12 protein-coding genes and 2 pseudogenes are annotated in these 16,619 nt (G+C 61.9%); 4 read left to right on the plus strand and 10 right to left on the minus strand.

Annotation, left to right across the window (positions count from 1 at the left end):
- Positions 1 to 25 precede the first annotated feature (25 nt).
- The 8 genes and pseudogenes from RW095_RS16560 to RW095_RS16600 all read right to left on the minus strand — a co-directional run bounded on the left by RW095_RS16560 (position 26) and on the right by RW095_RS16600 (position 8,851).
- Positions 26 to 214 (minus strand): hypothetical protein, encoded by a 189-nt coding sequence (locus tag RW095_RS16560; RefSeq protein ID WP_317017008.1) that lies wholly within the window; start codon positions 212 to 214, stop codon positions 26 to 28.
- An 820-nt stretch (positions 215 to 1,034) separates the two neighbouring features.
- Positions 1,035 to 1,761, minus strand: a pseudogene (locus RW095_RS16565) (aspartate/glutamate racemase family protein).
- A pseudogene (locus RW095_RS41470) lies at positions 1,758 to 2,973 on the minus strand (S-methyl thiohydantoin desulfurase domain-containing protein). The pseudogenes RW095_RS16565 and RW095_RS41470 overlap by 4 nt, the downstream one beginning before the upstream one ends.
- The gene (locus tag RW095_RS16580; protein WP_317017011.1) at positions 2,963 to 5,281 is read right to left on the minus strand and encodes a sigma-54 dependent transcriptional regulator; all 2,319 of its coding nucleotides are present in this window, start codon (positions 5,279 to 5,281) and stop codon (positions 2,963 to 2,965) included. The pseudogene RW095_RS41470 and the gene RW095_RS16580 overlap by 11 nt, the downstream one beginning before the upstream one ends.
- Positions 5,282 to 5,835: 554 nt before the next feature.
- Positions 5,836 to 6,246, minus strand: coding sequence for an RcnB family protein (locus tag RW095_RS16585; protein WP_317017012.1), 411 nt, complete (start codon positions 6,244 to 6,246; stop codon positions 5,836 to 5,838).
- Positions 6,247 to 6,532: 286 nt separating this feature from the next.
- Positions 6,533 to 6,781 carry a hypothetical protein gene (locus RW095_RS16590; protein WP_317017014.1) on the minus strand — a complete coding sequence of 83 codons (249 nt, stop codon included), beginning with the start codon at positions 6,779 to 6,781 and terminating at the stop codon, positions 6,533 to 6,535.
- Positions 6,782 to 7,124: 343 nt separating this feature from the next.
- The gene (locus RW095_RS16595; RefSeq protein ID WP_317017015.1) at positions 7,125 to 7,841 is read right to left on the minus strand and encodes a YrzE family protein; all 717 of its coding nucleotides are present in this window, start codon (positions 7,839 to 7,841) and stop codon (positions 7,125 to 7,127) included.
- 104 nt (positions 7,842 to 7,945) lie between these two features.
- Complete coding sequence (locus RW095_RS16600; RefSeq protein ID WP_317017016.1) at positions 7,946 to 8,851, minus strand: LysR family transcriptional regulator; 906 nt, start codon at positions 8,849 to 8,851, stop codon at positions 7,946 to 7,948.
- Positions 8,852 to 9,030: 179 nt separating this feature from the next.
- Between RW095_RS16600 and RW095_RS16605 the strand changes: the two genes are divergently transcribed.
- The 4 genes from RW095_RS16605 to RW095_RS16620 all read left to right on the plus strand — a co-directional run bounded on the left by RW095_RS16605 (position 9,031) and on the right by RW095_RS16620 (position 14,299).
- Entirely contained in the window at positions 9,031 to 10,059 is a 1,029-nt protein-coding gene (locus RW095_RS16605; RefSeq protein WP_317017017.1) for a DUF1338 domain-containing protein, read from the plus strand.
- 168 nt (positions 10,060 to 10,227) lie between these two features.
- A complete protein-coding gene (amaB, locus tag RW095_RS16610; protein WP_317017018.1) occupies positions 10,228 to 11,727 on the plus strand; it encodes an L-piperidine-6-carboxylate dehydrogenase in 1,500 nt (499 codons plus the stop codon).
- A 146-nt stretch (positions 11,728 to 11,873) separates the two neighbouring features.
- Entirely contained in the window at positions 11,874 to 13,046 is a 1,173-nt protein-coding gene (locus RW095_RS16615; RefSeq protein ID WP_317017019.1) for an NAD(P)/FAD-dependent oxidoreductase, read from the plus strand.
- Positions 13,047 to 13,093: 47 nt separating this feature from the next.
- Entirely contained in the window at positions 13,094 to 14,299 is a 1,206-nt protein-coding gene (locus RW095_RS16620; protein WP_317017020.1) for an aminotransferase-like domain-containing protein, read from the plus strand.
- Positions 14,300 to 14,447: 148 nt separating this feature from the next.
- Here the strand turns inward: RW095_RS16620 and RW095_RS16625 are convergent, their stop codons facing one another.
- Both RW095_RS16625 and RW095_RS16630 read right to left on the minus strand, forming a co-directional pair.
- Positions 14,448 to 15,542, minus strand: a complete 1,095-nt coding sequence (locus RW095_RS16625) for a LacI family DNA-binding transcriptional regulator (protein WP_317017021.1) — start codon at positions 15,540 to 15,542, stop codon at positions 14,448 to 14,450.
- Between the two features lie 96 nt (positions 15,543 to 15,638).
- Positions 15,639 to 16,598, minus strand: coding sequence for a dihydrodipicolinate synthase family protein (locus RW095_RS16630; RefSeq protein WP_317017022.1), 960 nt, complete (start codon positions 16,596 to 16,598; stop codon positions 15,639 to 15,641).
- Positions 16,599 to 16,619 lie beyond the last annotated feature (21 nt).

Here is a 16,619-nt window from a genome sequence, read left to right on the forward strand (position 1 = left end):
AGCAAACAGTGACCAAAGGCCGCAGTTATCCGTTGAGTTCTGCGACGAGGCGCGCCAGGCGGGCGATGCGGTTACGGTACATGGGTGCTTGCGGACTCGTCTTCAGATGTTCGACGCGGTCGCGCCAATAGGTAGCTGGAAAAGGCTTCTGGGACGCCCATGAGATCACGCGCTCGAGGTGAACAAGCTCGCTTTCGAAAATGTGGTGGTGCATTGTTGACCCCCGTGGATGGCCAGTCTGGTCTGGTCACGACGTCGTTGAAATCTGACGCCGCGTAGGGCTGCTCAAGCAGCTCGTTTTCCGCGACTCATTACAACAGGGTGAGCCGTCGCAGCCTTTTCCCGGAGGAAAGGCAACGACGGCCGGACCAATCCCGCAGCGGATCTTCGGTGCATAGCCAAAAGATTTTCCGCTATTCAGTGCCACGCATTGCGAGCCGCTCCTCTGGGGGAGCATGGTCGCCATCTTTCTACACGGTCACCGCTACAACAGCACAGCCCTCTCTCAGTCTGGCGCCAACGGCGCTTGCCCTTGGCGTCGATCGGCGTTGCACGCATTCGTTCGTATGACTAAACGACGGCTTGCAACGATGAATCGCGATCGCACGATCCGCGGTGTCGGCGGTCCCGTAACGGACGCGGCCACGCGGGCGTAGAACGCCGAACACATTGCAACGCGCGATCTTGTTTGGTCTCTCAGGCTCCCCGGTCATTCGGACAAGTTCGTTCGCAGCTTTCCGGCCACCTGCTTTCGTATAAGCAATGGTCGTGCCATATGTTGAGATGGCATATGCGCGGGCGCGTCGGCCCATCCGCTTTGCGTATGTTGGTCGATCCCGTCCAGATGGACGGTCAAAGTTGGTCGTTTTCGTCCAGATGGACACTCGGCGCGCGTAATGGGGCGATTTCGTCCGGTGCGGGAGGACACTCGGCAGCTTGGTGGAAGAACGCGGGGACCACGAAAGGCGCGGAGGGGACATCCGGCGCGGCAACGCACGCCGCGCCGGACGAAAGCGGACAGAGGAGGGACGCACCTACGCCTGCAGGCTGACCTTGCTGTACGTCAGCCTGCTCGGGCGCACGCGCATACGCACCAGCGACACGAGGAAGCTGAACCCCGCCTGATTGGGATCGATCACCGGCACATAAGCGCCGAGCGCCTCACCGAGCAGCGTCGAGACCCGGCTCGCGACGTCCACGAATCCCGTACAGCCGAGCAGAATCGCCTGGGCGCCGTCGTCCCTTGATTGCTTTTAACGCCGCTTCGAAGGTGCGGACCACCACGACGTCGATGTTTTCCAGCTGCGCGACAGGACAGTCGATCACGCGAATCGACGCGAAGGTGTTCTCTATGCCGTAAGTTTGCGGATGACCCCGCTGCATCGCGAGCGTGCTTTGCAGGATCGTGACGATCGAGAAGCGCTGGCTGAGCGCGAGGGCCGTAAACGCCGACGCCGGAAAACCACCGATGATCGGAATGTCGATCACTTCGCGCGCAGCTTCGACGCCGCACATATCGAAGTCGGTCAGCCAGATGCCGTCGAAGCCGTCGTTTGCGATGGTCTGCGCCAGCTCGACCACCGGCATGCCGTTCTGCAGCCAGTTCGTGCGGTTCTCGATATCGGGATGGCCCGCGGTAATGTTGCGAATCTCCACCTCGACGTCGGGCGGCACGACCGGCGCAATCGCCTTCATGATGCGGTCGTTGTACTGAGACGTGGCGACGGGCACGAGCACGCAGATGCGGATGGGCGAGTTCAAGATGCGTCTACCTTGCGTGCGGACTGCAGCGATTCAAGCGGCACGTAAGGGCCAAGGTAGCCAAGCGAGTTCAGCAACTGCATGAAGCTGTCGAGAATGAGGCCCGGTTTGCGCAATTCGGCTTCGGGGCGCCAGGCGATCAGCGTCACGGGGCGTTTGCCGATCGCCGGATTCAGCGAACCATCGCCATTCACGAGGTCGCCGTTGCTAAAGATGGACTGTCCCTCGCCGCCGACGAAATACGCGACGCTGTCGGGCGCAAGCACGACCGGTTGCGCACACGTGCTGTCCCATACGAGTAGCGACTCGTTCTGATACATCACCGTGTAGGTATGCTGCCCGGCCTGAATGCGAATCTTGCCGACGTCGAAGCCGCCGCTCGTATCGACTTGGCCGAGACCAGTTCGCCCGGCTCGGAAACTGCCCGCGCCGCAAGTCCGCAACGTTCGGCGAGATAGCCGGTCATCTGCCGGGCGCTGCCGATCTCTCCGCTTAGCAGCGCACGCCCGAGGTCCAGCGCGCGTGTCAGTGTGCCGCGAATCGGCGTCGCGCGGCCGATATCGCCCGGCGTCATCACCCACATCGCGAGTCCGCCGAACTGGCCGAACTCCGGATCGGCCACGACCGGGCGCATCATCTGTTCGACAATCGCCGACACGTCCCGCTGATGAGTCGGCGCGCCTTGGCTGCCGCCGCGCGGCGTCACGTCCAGTTCGACGCACAGGCCGCCTTGGCTCACGAGGAACGCGGGCCGCGGATCGATCTCCGCAGCGGCGAAGGTCAGCATCGGCAACGAGGGCACCGCGCGCCCGGCGCCGTCGGCGTCGATGACCGCAAGGCCGAGTTTCGCCGCCACCAGCGCGGCCACCGTGAAGCCCAGCGCACCGCTTTCCGGCGGCATCACATAGGCGAGTTTCGTGGATTGCGAGGCGAGCCGGGTCTGAACGTTCTGCACCGCCGTCACGGGGCCGAGCGGGTAGGTCGCTGAGTTGATCGCCTCGGGCGCGCCGAGATAGGCGACCATGACTGCCGCGCCCTCGGTGGCTTCATCGACGGAGACGACCTTGACGGTGTCGGTCGGTAGTAGTCGCCGGCCACGAAATGCGCAGCCAGATGCCGTGCGGATTCGATGGTGCCGCCTCCGCCGCTGCCAAAGAAAGCTGCGCCCAGTAGCAGCGGTTCCAGATCTTCCCGGCTTAGCTCATATGCCATTTACGATTCCTTTAGTGTAGTTGTGGAACGAAGCATGTTGCTGGAGTTCGGCAAGCAGATTCGCGGCGCCGGCGACGCGGGGCGTTGCATCCGTCGGCAACGAACGCAGGCCGCGTTCGAGCGTCTCGATAGCTTCGGCGACGCGGCCAGTCGAGCGTAGCAAGTCGGCGAGATGGTGCGCGGCATCCACGCGCCCAGGTACCGAGCCGAATGCGAGTGCCGTCGACAGCGCCGTGCGCAGACCGAGTTCCGCGGCGTTCACGTCGCCGAGTGCCCACTGCGCGCGTGCGCGCGTGACGAGCAGCTTGCCCAGATACACGCGCTCCTGACGGGCGAGCGTCTCGTCGATGGCCGTCGCCAGAATCGCCTCGCACGTTTTCGCGCGGCCGGCGCGCAGCAGCAATTCCCCGTGCTGCCACGTCTTGAACGAATAGAACAGCGCACCGCCATTGCAAACGACATGGTTATCGTAGCCGTCGAGCATGACAGTTTCCGCCTCGTCGGACTGCCCGAGCGCGCTGAGATGACAGCCGCGCAACACCTGCCCGACGCCCCGATAGAACGCGAAGCCGTGCGCGATCGACACCGACTCCAGTTCGCTCGCAAGCCGACCCAGCCGGTCCACGTCATCGAACAATGCGGCGAGCCACGCGGCGCCCTGCAGATTGACCACGTGAGCGAGCGCGTGCACGCCCGGTTCGGAGGTGCGCAGGATCAGCATTTCCATGGCGCGGCGTGCCTGTCCGAAGGCGCCGATCTGGAAGGCCGCGAGTCCTTCGAAAGTCAACGCGAGACTCGCGAGGTCGATCCCTTGCGAGCCGGTGCGGATGTCGTTGCGCCCCACGCCGAGCAGATTGCCGCGCGCGAGACAGGCGAGCGCTTCTTCGCTGTCGCCGAGCCAGAACAGCGTGTTTGTCATCGCGACGTGGGCTTCGTCGAGCGACACGCGATCGCCGCCGTTCTGCGCGCGCTCCAGCATGTTCTGCGCGGTTGCGCGAGCCTGCTTGAGTTGCAGCGTCGTCAACTGCGTGGTCCAGATGCCGAACTGGATCGCGGCGATTTCAGCGGGGGTGCAGACGCCTTCGCCTACCGCCAGTGCCGCGGCGTAGCAGGCCGTGGCCTCCGCGTACAGCCAGCCGTGCACGCTGCGCAAGCTCATGCCTAGGAGGCGGTAGGCGTCGAACTGCAGGCGGCGCACGGCATCCTGTTCGTTCGGCGTTTGCAGCACGTCGAGACAGCGGCGCAGCGGCGGAATTGCTTCGGCGAATTTCGATTCTTCGATCAACGCGCTTGCATGCTCCAGGCACTTGCGCGCTTCGCGGTGATGTTCCTCTCGCGACTTCAGACGTCGTTCGATTGTCTTGCGACCCACGCCGAGCATTGCGGCGGCCGCACTCTTGTTGCCGCTCGTCCGTTCTAGCGCGCGGTCGATCAGCAGGTCCTCGGCGGCGCTGAGCTTGTCGCGGCCTTCGAGCTGCATCAGCATGTCGGCGAGACTCGCGCGCGACACCGGCCCGCTGGTCTCGTTGGCGAGAAACGGCTCGAGCGTATCCACGTCGATGACCGTGCTTTCGGCGAGCACGCTCAACTGGCTGATCAGGTTCCGCAATTGCCGGATATGACCAGGCCACGAGTGCTGCGCAAGACGCCGCAGCGCAGCCGGCGCAAACTCCAGGCGGCGCGTGTGTTGCAACGCGAAGTGGTTGACGAGCGCGGGGATATCCTCGACGCGCTGCTCGAGTCCCGGCACAGCGAGTACGAAGACCGCGAGCCGATAGAACAGATCCTCGCGGAAGAGTCCCGCGCGCGCGAGTTCGCGCAGGTCGCGGTGCGTCGCGGCAACCACGCGTCCGGCAAAGTGCAGACTGGTCGACGATCCCAGCGGACGGAATGTGCGCGTTTCAAGTACGCGCAGCAGTTTCGGCTGCATCGCGAGCGGCAATTCGCCGATTTCATCGAGCAGCAGCGTGCCCTTGCCAACCTGCTGGAAAAGCCCCTGGCGGTTTTCGCCCGCGCCGGTGAATGCGCCTTTGACGTGCCCGAACAATTCGGCTTCGACGAGATGTTCGGGAATCGCGCCGCAATTGACGTCGACGAATGGTTGATCCTGGCGCAGGCTGTGCGCGTGAACACGGCGCGCAACGAGCTCCTTGCCAGAACCGGTCGGCCCGAAAATCAGCAGCGGATGATCGGTGGGAGCAACCCGATCGATCATCCGGACCAGTTGGCGAAAGGCTGGTGCGCCGCCGACGAAAGAGCCGGAGTCGGCCTTGTCGTGGGCGAACGGAACGACTGGGGTATAACTCATTACAAAGTAGGCTCCACATGATCCGCGTGCGGCGCTACGCGGAAATGGCCGTCGCAAGGACGGCAGTCATGCATCGATCCGGTGTCTGACGAACTTCCGATTCCGCTGTCGGAATAGTCCGCCTAAGAAGTGACAGAGTATGAAGGCTAGTTGTCGATGTTGTCCTTCGAAAATAATCCTCGCGCCAGTACTTATGCGCTTTTCATCGCGCATCGAAACAGCATGAGAAGACGGGTGGCCGCCGCGGCGCAAGCGCGCCACGCCGGCTCACGGTACGTGGTTGGTATAACGGCGCCGCGCCAACGGTTCTTTAATGGCTGCGCGTGGCGTACATCGTGTGCAGGGGTGTGCGTGTGGCCACTGCCGGGCCCGCGATGTGAGGCGAAGGTGGTTGAACAGCCAGTTGGATGCAGCTTTGTTGCGCATTGACGCGCAGGATTGGATTTATGAAATCGCCTCGGGTCGGCGACAGCGATAGACGAGCCTAACGATCTCTGATCGCCATGCTCGCGTTGCATTATGACCGACCGATGCAACGGCCGGACAATCGGTGCTTATGGCCCGACCCGCAGGACGATTCCCGTGGAAATCTGCACCATCAGATAGTCGCCGCCAACGCCGACCCACGAATAGCCACGCGGCGGCGGAGCCAGCCGGTACGCGCGCCAGTCGTCGATCACATACTGACGGTCGCGGTATTCGGGAGGCAGGCGATCGCCCTTGCGCCAGTGTCCGGGCGCGTTCGCGGAGTTGCCTGGGCCGTCGGGACTGTGTCCGGGCGGCACCTGCTTGTGGCCATGACCATTCGATTCGTGACCATGGTTGGACCCATGGCCGTGACTCTCTCCGTGACCGTGGTCGCCGCCCTTGCCGGGGTTGTCGTGCGGCGGTTGTGCGAGAACGAGCGACGAAGCCAGCATACCCGCGCTCATCATCGACGCGAGAAATATGCGGGATTTACTCATTGACTATCTCCTGGGAACTAGCAGGTTGAAGGTTGCGGGGCACTGAAACGGACAACCAGAGCTAAATCCGTCAGGTTTGTATGTTAGCTGGCCGCAGTCACCGGCGCGCATACGAAATCTTGCCGACTGTTGCTCGCACAACTAGCAATGTTTTGCGTGCATTCGCGTGGCGCACAGCCGCAGTTCCCTTACGCTTTGCCGCGAATTCGCGATTCAAAGCCATGCCATGCATCGGGAAAATGCATTGAAAATTCTCCGATGCCGGCTTATCGCGGCACCGTGTCTGCTAGCTCGTGCTGATTGCAATCTGCGGGGCGGTGCTATTCGAAGCTTGCGCTTCGAGTTCGTCGAGCCGCAGCAGAAGAAGGTCGAGCGAACGCAATTGCGCGTTCGTAAGGTGCTGCGAATCGAGCAGCCGATGAAGCCGCAGGCGCCAGTAGGCGGCCGGCAGGATCGGCCCCGCGAGATCTCCTGCCATTGACGCGCTCATTACTCGCGCAAGATGCGCGATCTCCAGGTCTATTAAAGTGACCATGCCCCACCTCGCAACGTTCGTTCTTGTTGTCTAACCAAGAGCTATTTAAACATTAGTCCAAATGCGACAAATAACCAATCAGGTCGATTATTGGCAGATGGGTAATGCCTGCAGCGCTCTTTTGGAAAAATGCACACAGCATCAGGCGCAAGCGGAAGCCGAGGTCTTTTCCGTTGCGACAGCAACTGTTAGATATTCCTGGTTACCGATCGTTGCAATTTACACGATTTGCCGACAGTCAGGCTTAACACATCTTCACACGCGATGACACACAACGACACACGAGTGCATACGACGGCATGCAACCCAACGCGGGCCGCACGCTGTCTCTCTCAGTTGCAGTTCAGGCTCTGCTTCGCGGCGAAACAACGCGATTGTTGCCCGGTACTGCGTTGCGGCCAACGGCCGAGCCGCCGCTTTCTTCAATGGGCGGTTGATGGCGGAAACCCGCACTGCCCGACACGATCGCGATAATCGCGCCGACGATCAGCGCCGCGAAAGAGAACCAGCTCGCGCGAGCGACGCCGCGCGCAGCCGTATCAGCGGCTTCGCGCGCCTGTTGTCCGGCTTCGGGGCTGGACGCCATCGACGCTGCCGACGCGATGGCCGACTGCATCTGCTGCTTGGCGGTGTCGACCATGGAGTTGGTCCCGCCTCCCTGGTTGGCCGCGGTCGCGCCGACTTGCGCACTCGTTGCCGCGACGCTACCCGCAGTGCTAACGGCGCCCGTGATGAGCGAAGTCATCCCGTAGAGGATGAACAGCGTCATCACAGCCCATGCTAGCAGGCCGTGCAGCCACCCCAGCACGGGCGCGCACCGTCCTGCGTAGTACGAACCGACGAAGACCGCGAGAACCGTCGTTATGATTACCCACACGCCGGAGCCGAAGCCGAAGCCTTGCAGCGGGTCGGGTTTGGACATCGGCGCGAGCAACGACGCGCCGATAGCCGTGCCTAGCACGCTCATGACCAGATAGACGATCATTGAGAGAATAACGCCCGCGAAAATCGGGCCCCATGACAGCCGAGGCAGGCCGTCTTGTGTCGTGAGAAGTTTCATGATGTCTCCTGCAGAGAGGGAAGAGGTCGCCTGGTGCCGAGCACATCGCCCGGCACTTCCGCTTGCGCAAGCGCCATGCCGTGAACGGCCCGTGACGCGCCGCGTCAGCGCCTTGGCGCGCTATAAGCGCCGGCTTCCTCGATCAGCCAGGTCCTGAAGAGTTCGAGTGGTTTGCCGTGACTTAGCTCTGTCGGGTAGACCAGGTAGTACGCGGATTCCTCGACCGTGGTGGCCGAGAACGGAATAACGAGGCCGAGTTGCGAGAGCTGTTCGTCGACGAAAAATTTTGGAACGAGGGCGACGCCGAGCCCAGCGGCAGCGGCACTGATCAGCATGGAGTGCAGTTCGTACCGGACGCCTTGCATTGTGGCGTTATCTTCTACGCCGAGATTCGCGAACCAGCGGGACCAGGCGTCGGGGCGCGTGGTCGAATGGAGAAGCGGGTAGTTCAGTAATTCGTGTGCTCTCCTGACGGGCTTCGCAAGCAGTGACGGCGCGCAGACCGGCACCACTTCCTCGCCGAACAGATAGTCCGACGAGGTGCCCGGCCAGGTCGGCTTGCCATAGTGAATGGCGGCCTCGAAATGCGACTCATCGAAGGGGAACGGGTCGGTGCGAACACCCATGTTGATTCGAACGTCCGGGTTGCGATCGTTGAAGTCCTTCATTCGCGGAATCAGCCATTGCGACGCAAACGTGGGAAGCACCGCGAGTTCGAGGTAACCGCCGCCGCTGCCGTGCGCAATGATCGACAGCGTGTCGCGATCCAGATTCTCCAGCGCGCGGCGCACCTGCGTGCCATACAGACGCCCGGCACGAGTGAGCATCACGCGCTGCTTCGAGCGAACGAACAGGCGCACGCCAAGATTCGATTCGAGCGTCGCGATTTGCCGTGAGACCGCGCTCTCCGTGAGGAACAACTCTTTCGCAGCATGAGTGAAGCTTTCGTGCCGCGCCGCGGCCTCGAAGGCCAGCAACGCGCTCGTGCCGGGAATCTTGAACTTGCGCATGTTAATTCCGAAAAGTCATCAAGTGGCAATTTAATCTCGCTTTACGCCGCTTGCAACACTTTGAATAATGCGGTTTACACAAGCTTGGCTATTCCTTGGTTTGTCCCTTTGGCTACCGGTTCTGGTATGCCGTCGTTGAACACCTTCCGCTGCGGCGGTGCGCCCCGAGAGAAAAGCAAATGCGCAATTCGAACGTTGAACGCCTGTTACTGAAACTGCTTGGTCCCGCTAAAACGGAGTCGCTCTTTACAACGCTCAGATTCCCCAGCGCGCTCGCGGATTGGGAAGACGGCACCGTGACGCGCGCCGAACTCGCGCAGGCGATGAACATGGCCTTGTTCGAGGATCTGCTGGAGCGTTCGCCGAATGGGCGCGCCTATACGACCGAAGCAATCGCGAACGGCGGATCTGTGTATTTCGATCATGGCGCGTTGCGCACCGTGCGGTGGGAGAGCAATGGGGCGCTACCGCCTGGCGAGGCGGCGTTCACCCGCATCCTGCGTCCGCTTGGGTTCAGGCTGAATGGCCGCTATCCGCTCGACAAGCTGGGCATGACCGGCCGCGCGTATGCGCATGAAGACGCGCCGGATGAAATCGCGCAGTTCTTCGTGAGCGAGTTGCATCCCGAGCGCTTCTCCAGCGAATTCCAGCAGGCGGTCACTAACGTAGTGAATTCGTCGAAAGATCCGTTGACGCCGCTCGCCGTTTCGCAACTCTGGGAGCTTGAGCGTGAAGGCTCGCTTCCTATCGACGCAGCTCACAAGCTGCTGCCGGTCATTGTCGGCGCGTTCGCTCGCCAGCACGCTCTGCCGAGCGAAGCGGACTACGAAGTCCTGTTGCGCGAGTCAGCGGAAATGGCGTGGATCGCTACCGAAGGCAACGCCTTCAATCACGCGACGGATCGCGTCGAAGACGTGTTCACGCTGTCGGACGAAGAGAAAGGCAAGGGGCGTCCCATGAAGCCCGAGGTCGAGCGCTCGCGCTCCGGCCGCGTATTCCAGACCGCCTATCGTGCGGATACGGTCGAGCGTCAATTCCGATCCGCTGGCGACAAGCTCGTCACGCGTACGGTGCCCGGCTCCTTTTATGAGTTCATTACTCGCAAGCGCACGTTCGATCAGACATCGCGTAGCTGGGTCACGGACCTGCGTTTTGACGCCGGTAATGCACAAGGCATTTTCAAAATGACCGCAAACGCGGCACAGTAGGGCGTATCTCAAGCCGATTCAACCGCAAGCCGTCATTTCCTATCAGAAATTCTGCTTGCTAACCAAGGGCCGCACCGAGAGTGGTTGGTGTTGCCGGCAAAAACCCGCGCGTGTATAGTTTCCGAACGTACCAAAATTTCGTATTGGAAATTCAAAGAGGTCTCAATCGTGAAAGCATCCGCCATTCTCTCGGAACTCGGCATTTCCCATCTCGCGGAAGCGGGCGATATTGCCGTTCATTCGCCGATCAACGGTGAACTCATCGGCCGCGTAGCGAGCAGGACAGTTGCCGAGGTCGACGCCGCACTGGCCGACGCGCAAAAGGCTTACGCAAGCTGGTGCAACGTGCCGGCGCCGCGCCGGGGAGAACTGGTGCGTCTTCTGGGTAACAAGCTGCGCGAGCAGAAGCACGCGCTCGGCAGCATCATCACGCTCGAGACGGGCAAGATTCTTCAGGAAGGCCTGGGCGAAGTGCAGGAAATGATCGACATCTGCGATTTCGCAGTCGGGCTGTCGCGTCAGCTTTACGGCTTGACCATCGCGTCGGAGCGGCCGGGCCATCGCATGGCTGAAACGTGGCATCCGCTCGGCGTGTGCACCGTCATTTCCGCGTTCAACTTTCCCGCAGCCGTGTGGTCGTGGAATGCGGCGCTTGCGCTGGTTTGCGGCAATGCGGTCATCTGGAAACCGTCGGAAAAGACACCGCTCACCGCGCTTGCAGTCGACAAGATCCTGCAAGACGCGTTGAAGGAATTCGGCGACGCTCCCGAAGGCCTCACGCGCGTCGTGAACGGTGGCCGCGATGTCGGCGCCAAGCTGGTTGCCGATCCGCGTTCCAATATCGTGAGCGCGACGGGCAGCACGGAAATGGGCCGCGCGGTCGGCGTCGAAGTGGCGCGCCGTTTTGGCCGCTCGATTCTCGAACTCGGCGGCAATAACGCGGGCATCGTCTCCGGCAGCGCCGATATGGAACTGGCGCTGCGCGGCATCGTCTTTTCTGCGGTCGGCACGGCCGGTCAGCGCTGCACGTCGCTGCGCCGCCTGTTCGTTCACGAAAGCGTGTACGACAAGGCCGTCGAACGATTGAAGGCGCTATACAGCAAGGTCGTGATCGGCAATCCGTTGGAGCAGGGCGTGTTGATGGGGCCGCTGATCGACGAACAGTCGTTCAACCGCATGCAAGCGGCGCTCGAAGAGGCAAAGAGCGAAGGCGGCAAGGTGTTCGGCGGCGAGCGCCATGCGGTGGCCGGCAATGAGAAGGGCTTTTATGTTCGCCCGGCAATCGTCGAAATGCCTTCGCAAACGTCGGTCGTACTGAAGGAAACCTTCGCGCCGATTCTCTACGTGCTCAAGTACAGCGACTTTGCTGACGCGATCGGCGGAAACAATGCAGCGATTCATGGTCTTTCGTCATGCGTCTTCACGACCGACCTGCGTGAAGCAGAGCGATTCCTGTCGGCGTCGGGCAGCGACTGCGGTATCGCCAACGTGAACATCGGACCGAGCGGCGCGGAAATCGGCGGTGCGTTCGGCGGCGAAAAGGAAACGGGCGGCGGCCGCGAATCGGGCTCCGATTCGTGGAAGGCCTATATGCGGCGCGCGACCAACACCGTCAACTATTCGTCGGCACTGCCGCTCGCTCAGGGCATCGATTTCAACATCGGCTGAGCGTTTTGCGCTGCATGTACACGGCTGTTTAACCACGGCCGTTTTTTCTGCAAGCTGTCGTTGCGGCCCTGTCGGACAAGTCGGCCACTGTATGTCGGCGGGCCCTTGTCCGGGGCCGCCCGGTCATGTGCAACCTGGAGCGAGTCGTGAGTTCACAAGTCGTTATTGTCGGTGGCGGCGTTATCGGCAGTTCCATTGCTTACTTCTTGCGCGCTTCCGATCCGACGGTTTCCGTGACCGTTATCGAACGTGATCCGAGCTACGCGAAGTCGTCGTCGGCATTATCGGCTGCTTCGATCCGGCAGCAGTTCTCCACGCCGCTATCTATTCAGATGTCGTTGTACGGTATCGAATTTCTGCGCAATATCGGCGAGCTTCTTGAAGTGGACGGTAACAAGCCTTCGATCGATTTGCACGAAGGCGGTTACCTGTTCCTCGCCACGGCCGCCGGCGACGCAACGCTGCGTGAAAATCACGCGTTGCAGAAGAGCCTTGGCGCGGACATCAATCTGATGGACCAGCAAGTGCTGAAGGCCAGGTTCCCGTGGCTGAATGTGGCCGATCTCATGTCGGGCGCCTTCGGCGAGAGCGGTGAAGGATGGTTCGACGGCTATGGCCTCGTGCAGGCACTTCGCAAGAAAGCGCAGTCGCTTGGCGCGCGCTACATTGCCGCCGACGTGACCGGTGTGGTTCGCGAGGGCCGCAAGATCACTCACATAATCGACAGCAATGGCGAGCGCTATGCATGCGATACGGTCGTGAACGCGGCAGGCGCATGGACGCGGAAGATCGCCGGAATGATGGACATCGACATTCCGGTCTTTGCTCGCCGTCGCAGCATTTTCAATGTGTCGTCTCCGGCTCGCCTCGCGGCCTGTCCGTTGCTGATCGATCCGACCGGCGTCTATTTCCGACCGGAAGGAAAGACCTACATTTGCGGCACATCGCCGGCCGCCGATAACGATCCTGACGATCTGCCGCTCGACGAGGTAGATCACCGCCTTTTCGACGACGTCATCTGGCCGGCGCTTGCGCATCGCGTGCCTGAGTTCGAAGCGCTGCGTGTCGAGAACTGCTGGTCAGGCTACTACGAGTACAACGTATTCGACCACAACGCGATCATCAGCTATCACCCGCAAATCGAAAACTGCGTGTTCGCAAACGGCTACAGCGGACACGGTCTTCAGCAAGGCCCCGCAACGGGCCGCGGCGTGAGCGAACTGATTCTGAATGGACGATACGTGTCGCTCGATCTCTCTTCGTTGAACTGGGACCGTTTGCTCGAAAACCGTCCCATCGTGGAAAAAAACGTGGTGTAGGCCGGCCACGACAATGCCTGAACGACCGGGGCTCAGCCGCCGATAACATGTACGAATTCACCGCGCCTTTCCAGAATCCTTCTGGCTCTCCCATTCGCGAACTGTTCAAGTATCTGGGCGAGCCGGGCATGATTTCATTCGCCGGCGGGTATCCCGCTAGCGATCTGTTCGACGTCGACGGTTTGCAGCAGGCCGCAGCGCGCGCTTATCAGGACCCGAACTGCTGCCTGCAGTATGGGCCGACCGACGGGTTGCCGCGTCTGAAGCACGAGCTCACGAACCTGATGGCGCATCGCGGCGTGCCATGCGCGCTGAACGAAATGCTGGTGACTACGGGCTCCCAGCAGGGGCTCGATCTGCTGCTTCGCGTGCTGGTGAGTCCCGGCGATGTCGTGCTAACCGAACAGCCTGCGTATCCGGCAACGCTTCAGGCGCTCAAGCTCCAGCAGGCCAGAGTCGTTACCGTGCCTGTCGATGCACACGGCCTCGACGTCGACCGCCTCGCCACGCTTCTGGCGTCGGGTACGTTCGCGCGACCAAAGCTGCTCTATACGGTCCCGACGTTTGCGAATCCGACCGGCGCAACGATCACGCGGGAGCGCCGCATCGCCTTGCTCAGGCTTGCGGTGCAATACAGGTTCCTTATCGTCGAAGACGATCCCTACGGCGATCTGCGCTTTTCGGGCGACGCGGTTCCGTCGATCATCTCCCTTGCGGCCGAAGTGGAGGGCTCACGTGACTGGGTCGTTCATTTCGCGAGCCTTTCGAAGATCGTCGCGCCTGGACTGCGCGTGGGCTGGACAATTGCACCGGCCGAAATCACGCGCCGTTGTGTGATTGCAAAGCAGACAGTCGACTTGTGCAGTGCCCCGTGGACGCAAGCCATTGCCGCCGAATATCTGTCTGACGGTGCGCTCGAACGACACCTGCCGCGCATTACCGCAATGTACGGGCGCAAATGCGAAGCGCTATGCGAAGCGCTGCGCTCGCAGTTCGGCGATACGCTGCAGTTTCATCGGCCCGAGGGCGGCATGTTCGTCTGGGCGCGTATCGAAGGCATCGACGCGTCCGCGCTTCTACAGCGGGCGATCGACAACAAGGTCATGTTCGTTCCGGGCAAGGCATTTTTCGCGGACAGGCTCGACCCTGCATCGCTGCGTTTGTCGTTCGCGGCGCCCGGTATTGCCGATATCGAAGAAGGCGCAAAGCGGTTGCGGCGCGCATACGACATGGCAGCCGCGGACAGTGTATGAGTCGTTGCAGTCGCTGTTTGTCGCGCGCTCACGCCAGATGAAGCTGCGCGACGGTGGCAAGCGGACTCGTCGCCTGTTGGACTAGCGCAGCGTTCTGCTGCGTCATCTGATCCATGTACCTGCGCGCATGGCGGCACTCAACGTTGTCCTACCGTGACGCCGGCCCCGTCGACTCTCTAACCTGCAGTAGCGCGCGTACTTCGTGGCCGCGTTGCGCCCGCTTGCCGTCCAGCATGTCGAGCAGATGTTGCGCGGTGAGCTTTCCGATTTCATGGGTATCCACGCGCATCGTGGTGAGCGTGGGGTGAATCTCTTTGGAGATCTCGAGATCGTCGAAGCCCGTTACGGAAAGCTCGTGCGGTATCGCAATGCCGAGTTCTTCCGCTTCGCGCAGCACGCCAAGCGCGATGTGATCGTTGCCGCAGATAACAGCAGTCGGGCGTTCGCTCGCCGCTTGCCAGATGGAGCGCAGACTGCGGCGCCCGAATGCGATTGTGGATTCGCCCTCGCACATGTGTTCGGGCCGCACCGCGAGGCCATGGCGTTCGAGGGTCGCGCGAATGCCGGCGACGCGCGCCTGCACCCGGTCGTTGTCGCGCGTCGGCTGAATGCACACCGCGAATGAGCGATGACCGAGCGCGATCAGATGTTCTGTCATCTGCACATACGCTGCGAAATTATCGAAGCCGATGCAAACGTGTGGACTCTCTTTGCGATACGCGTAAGTCACCGCATACGGCACTCGGTAGAGCCGCAACGCATCGAAGAGTTCTGGCGGATGAGCTTCGCCCACGATTGCCATCGCCTCGACGCCCCGCGCGAGCATCGCGCGCACCTGCACGAGCGCTTGCGCGGGATCGTAGTTCGAGCAGCCGAGAACGAGCGTGATGCCGCGCGCCGCAAACGCGGCCTGCATGCCGCTTACCTGCGAGGCGAACACCTGGTCGTCGAGCGTGGGAATGATGATGCCGGCAATGTGGCTGCGCGTGGACGCAAGCGCGCGCCCCGCGGCGTTGGGAAACCAGTTCAGCGCGAGCGCCGCCTGTTCGACGCGCTCGCGCACCGCAGCCGATACTTTCTCCGGCTCGTTGTAGACGCGCGATACGGTCGCCGTCGACACGCCCGCGAGTTTCGCGACATCCGACAGCACTGTGCGGCCCGTTCCGCGGCGCACGCGGCTCGTCTGGGATCGGGCTGTGGCGGCGAAGCCGGCTGTGTCTGGTGTGTCGGGCGTGTCGGACATGAGTTCGGAAAGCAGGGGTGAAGCTGGAAGCCTGACATCTTACCGTCGCGTCACTCGTAGCGTAGTCGCGGCGATCGCGCGAGGATCGCGCAAGCGCTAGCGGCTCGACTCCAGTGCCGCGATGCGGGCGCGGAAATGCTCGGTGCCGGCCACGATCTTGTCGAGTATCGCATCCACCGCCCAGAACCTTTCGCGCACGTCGTAGTCGATTACGCGGCAGCGAATCGAGTTGAACGTGCCGATGCGCTGGTGATACATCTTCGCAAGCGCCGGATAGCCGAGCGATTCGGAGACGGCGGCGAGCACGAGGAACGTCGCGAGTTCATCTGCGAGGGCAGGGTCCTGGGCGGCGTCGTTGCGCAGCCATTTGTACAGGTCCGTATGAAAGTTCGTGAACACGCCGTTAAAGCCTGCCGAACCGGCTTTCATCGCGTCCCACGCAATCGCCGCGTTGGCATTGAGGATCTTCAACGGCGAGCCCTGCGCTAGCGCGACACGGCGCTTGACGGTCGCGAGATCGCAGCTCACGTCCTTTAACATGATGAAGCGGCCGGTGTCGATGCATAGCTTTAGTTCGTCATCCGAAAGAAGTCGTCGATACGGCGCAGGACACTCGTAGAGACCGAGCGGCATGTCGGACGGAAGACGCGCGAGCAGCCGCTTCAGATTCGCGGCGAACGCCTGCGTCCCTTCGCGAGCGGGATCGAGCCGATTGGTGACTAGCACAACGCCTTGTGCGCCCGTCGCTGCTGCGACGTTCAGTTCTTCGGCTTGCGCGTCCGGATCGTCGCTGATGTGGCCGGACACCACGACAGGAATCCGCCCCGCGACTTTCTCGACGACGAACCGCCCGAGCGCGCCGCGCTCCGCGAGCGTGAGGAATTGCATCTCGCTCGACTGAGCGACCGCAAAGAGCGCGTCGGCCCCCTGCGCGATATACCACTCGATCAGACGTTCAAGGCCGGCATAGTCGATCGCGCCCGAGTCGTCGAACGGGGTCAGCATCACGGGAACAATGCCTTCGATTGACACGGTGGGTTGCTTCGCGATTGTCATGCTGTTGTACTCCAGAAGATA

The organism is Paraburkholderia kirstenboschensis, assembly GCF_032806925.1.
GTDB classification, from domain to species: domain Bacteria; phylum Pseudomonadota; class Gammaproteobacteria; order Burkholderiales; family Burkholderiaceae; genus Paraburkholderia; species Paraburkholderia kirstenboschensis.

Excerpts from the sequence above, each read along its gene's own strand:
- RW095_RS16580 (WP_317017011.1), bottom strand. The coding sequence starts at position 5,281 with ATGAGTTATACCCCAGTCGTTCCGTTCGCCCACGACAAGGCCGACTCC.
- RW095_RS16585 (WP_317017012.1), bottom strand. The coding sequence starts at position 6,246 with ATGAGTAAATCCCGCATATTTCTCGCGTCGATGATGAGCGCGGGTATG.
- RW095_RS16630 (WP_317017022.1), bottom strand. The coding sequence starts at position 16,598 with ATGACAATCGCGAAGCAACCCACCGTGTCAATCGAAGGCATTGTTCCC.
- RW095_RS16620 (WP_317017020.1), top strand. The coding sequence starts at position 13,094 with ATGTACGAATTCACCGCGCCTTTCCAGAATCCTTCTGGCTCTCCCATT.
- RW095_RS16605 (WP_317017017.1), top strand. The coding sequence starts at position 9,031 with ATGCGCAATTCGAACGTTGAACGCCTGTTACTGAAACTGCTTGGTCCC.
- RW095_RS16595 (WP_317017015.1), bottom strand. The coding sequence starts at position 7,841 with ATGAAACTTCTCACGACACAAGACGGCCTGCCTCGGCTGTCATGGGGC.
- RW095_RS16625 (WP_317017021.1), bottom strand. The coding sequence starts at position 15,542 with ATGTCCGACACGCCCGACACACCAGACACAGCCGGCTTCGCCGCCACA.
- RW095_RS16560 (WP_317017008.1), bottom strand. The coding sequence starts at position 214 with ATGCACCACCACATTTTCGAAAGCGAGCTTGTTCACCTCGAGCGCGTG.
- RW095_RS16600 (WP_317017016.1), bottom strand. The coding sequence starts at position 8,851 with ATGCGCAAGTTCAAGATTCCCGGCACGAGCGCGTTGCTGGCCTTCGAG.
- RW095_RS16590 (WP_317017014.1), bottom strand. The coding sequence starts at position 6,781 with ATGGTCACTTTAATAGACCTGGAGATCGCGCATCTTGCGCGAGTAATG.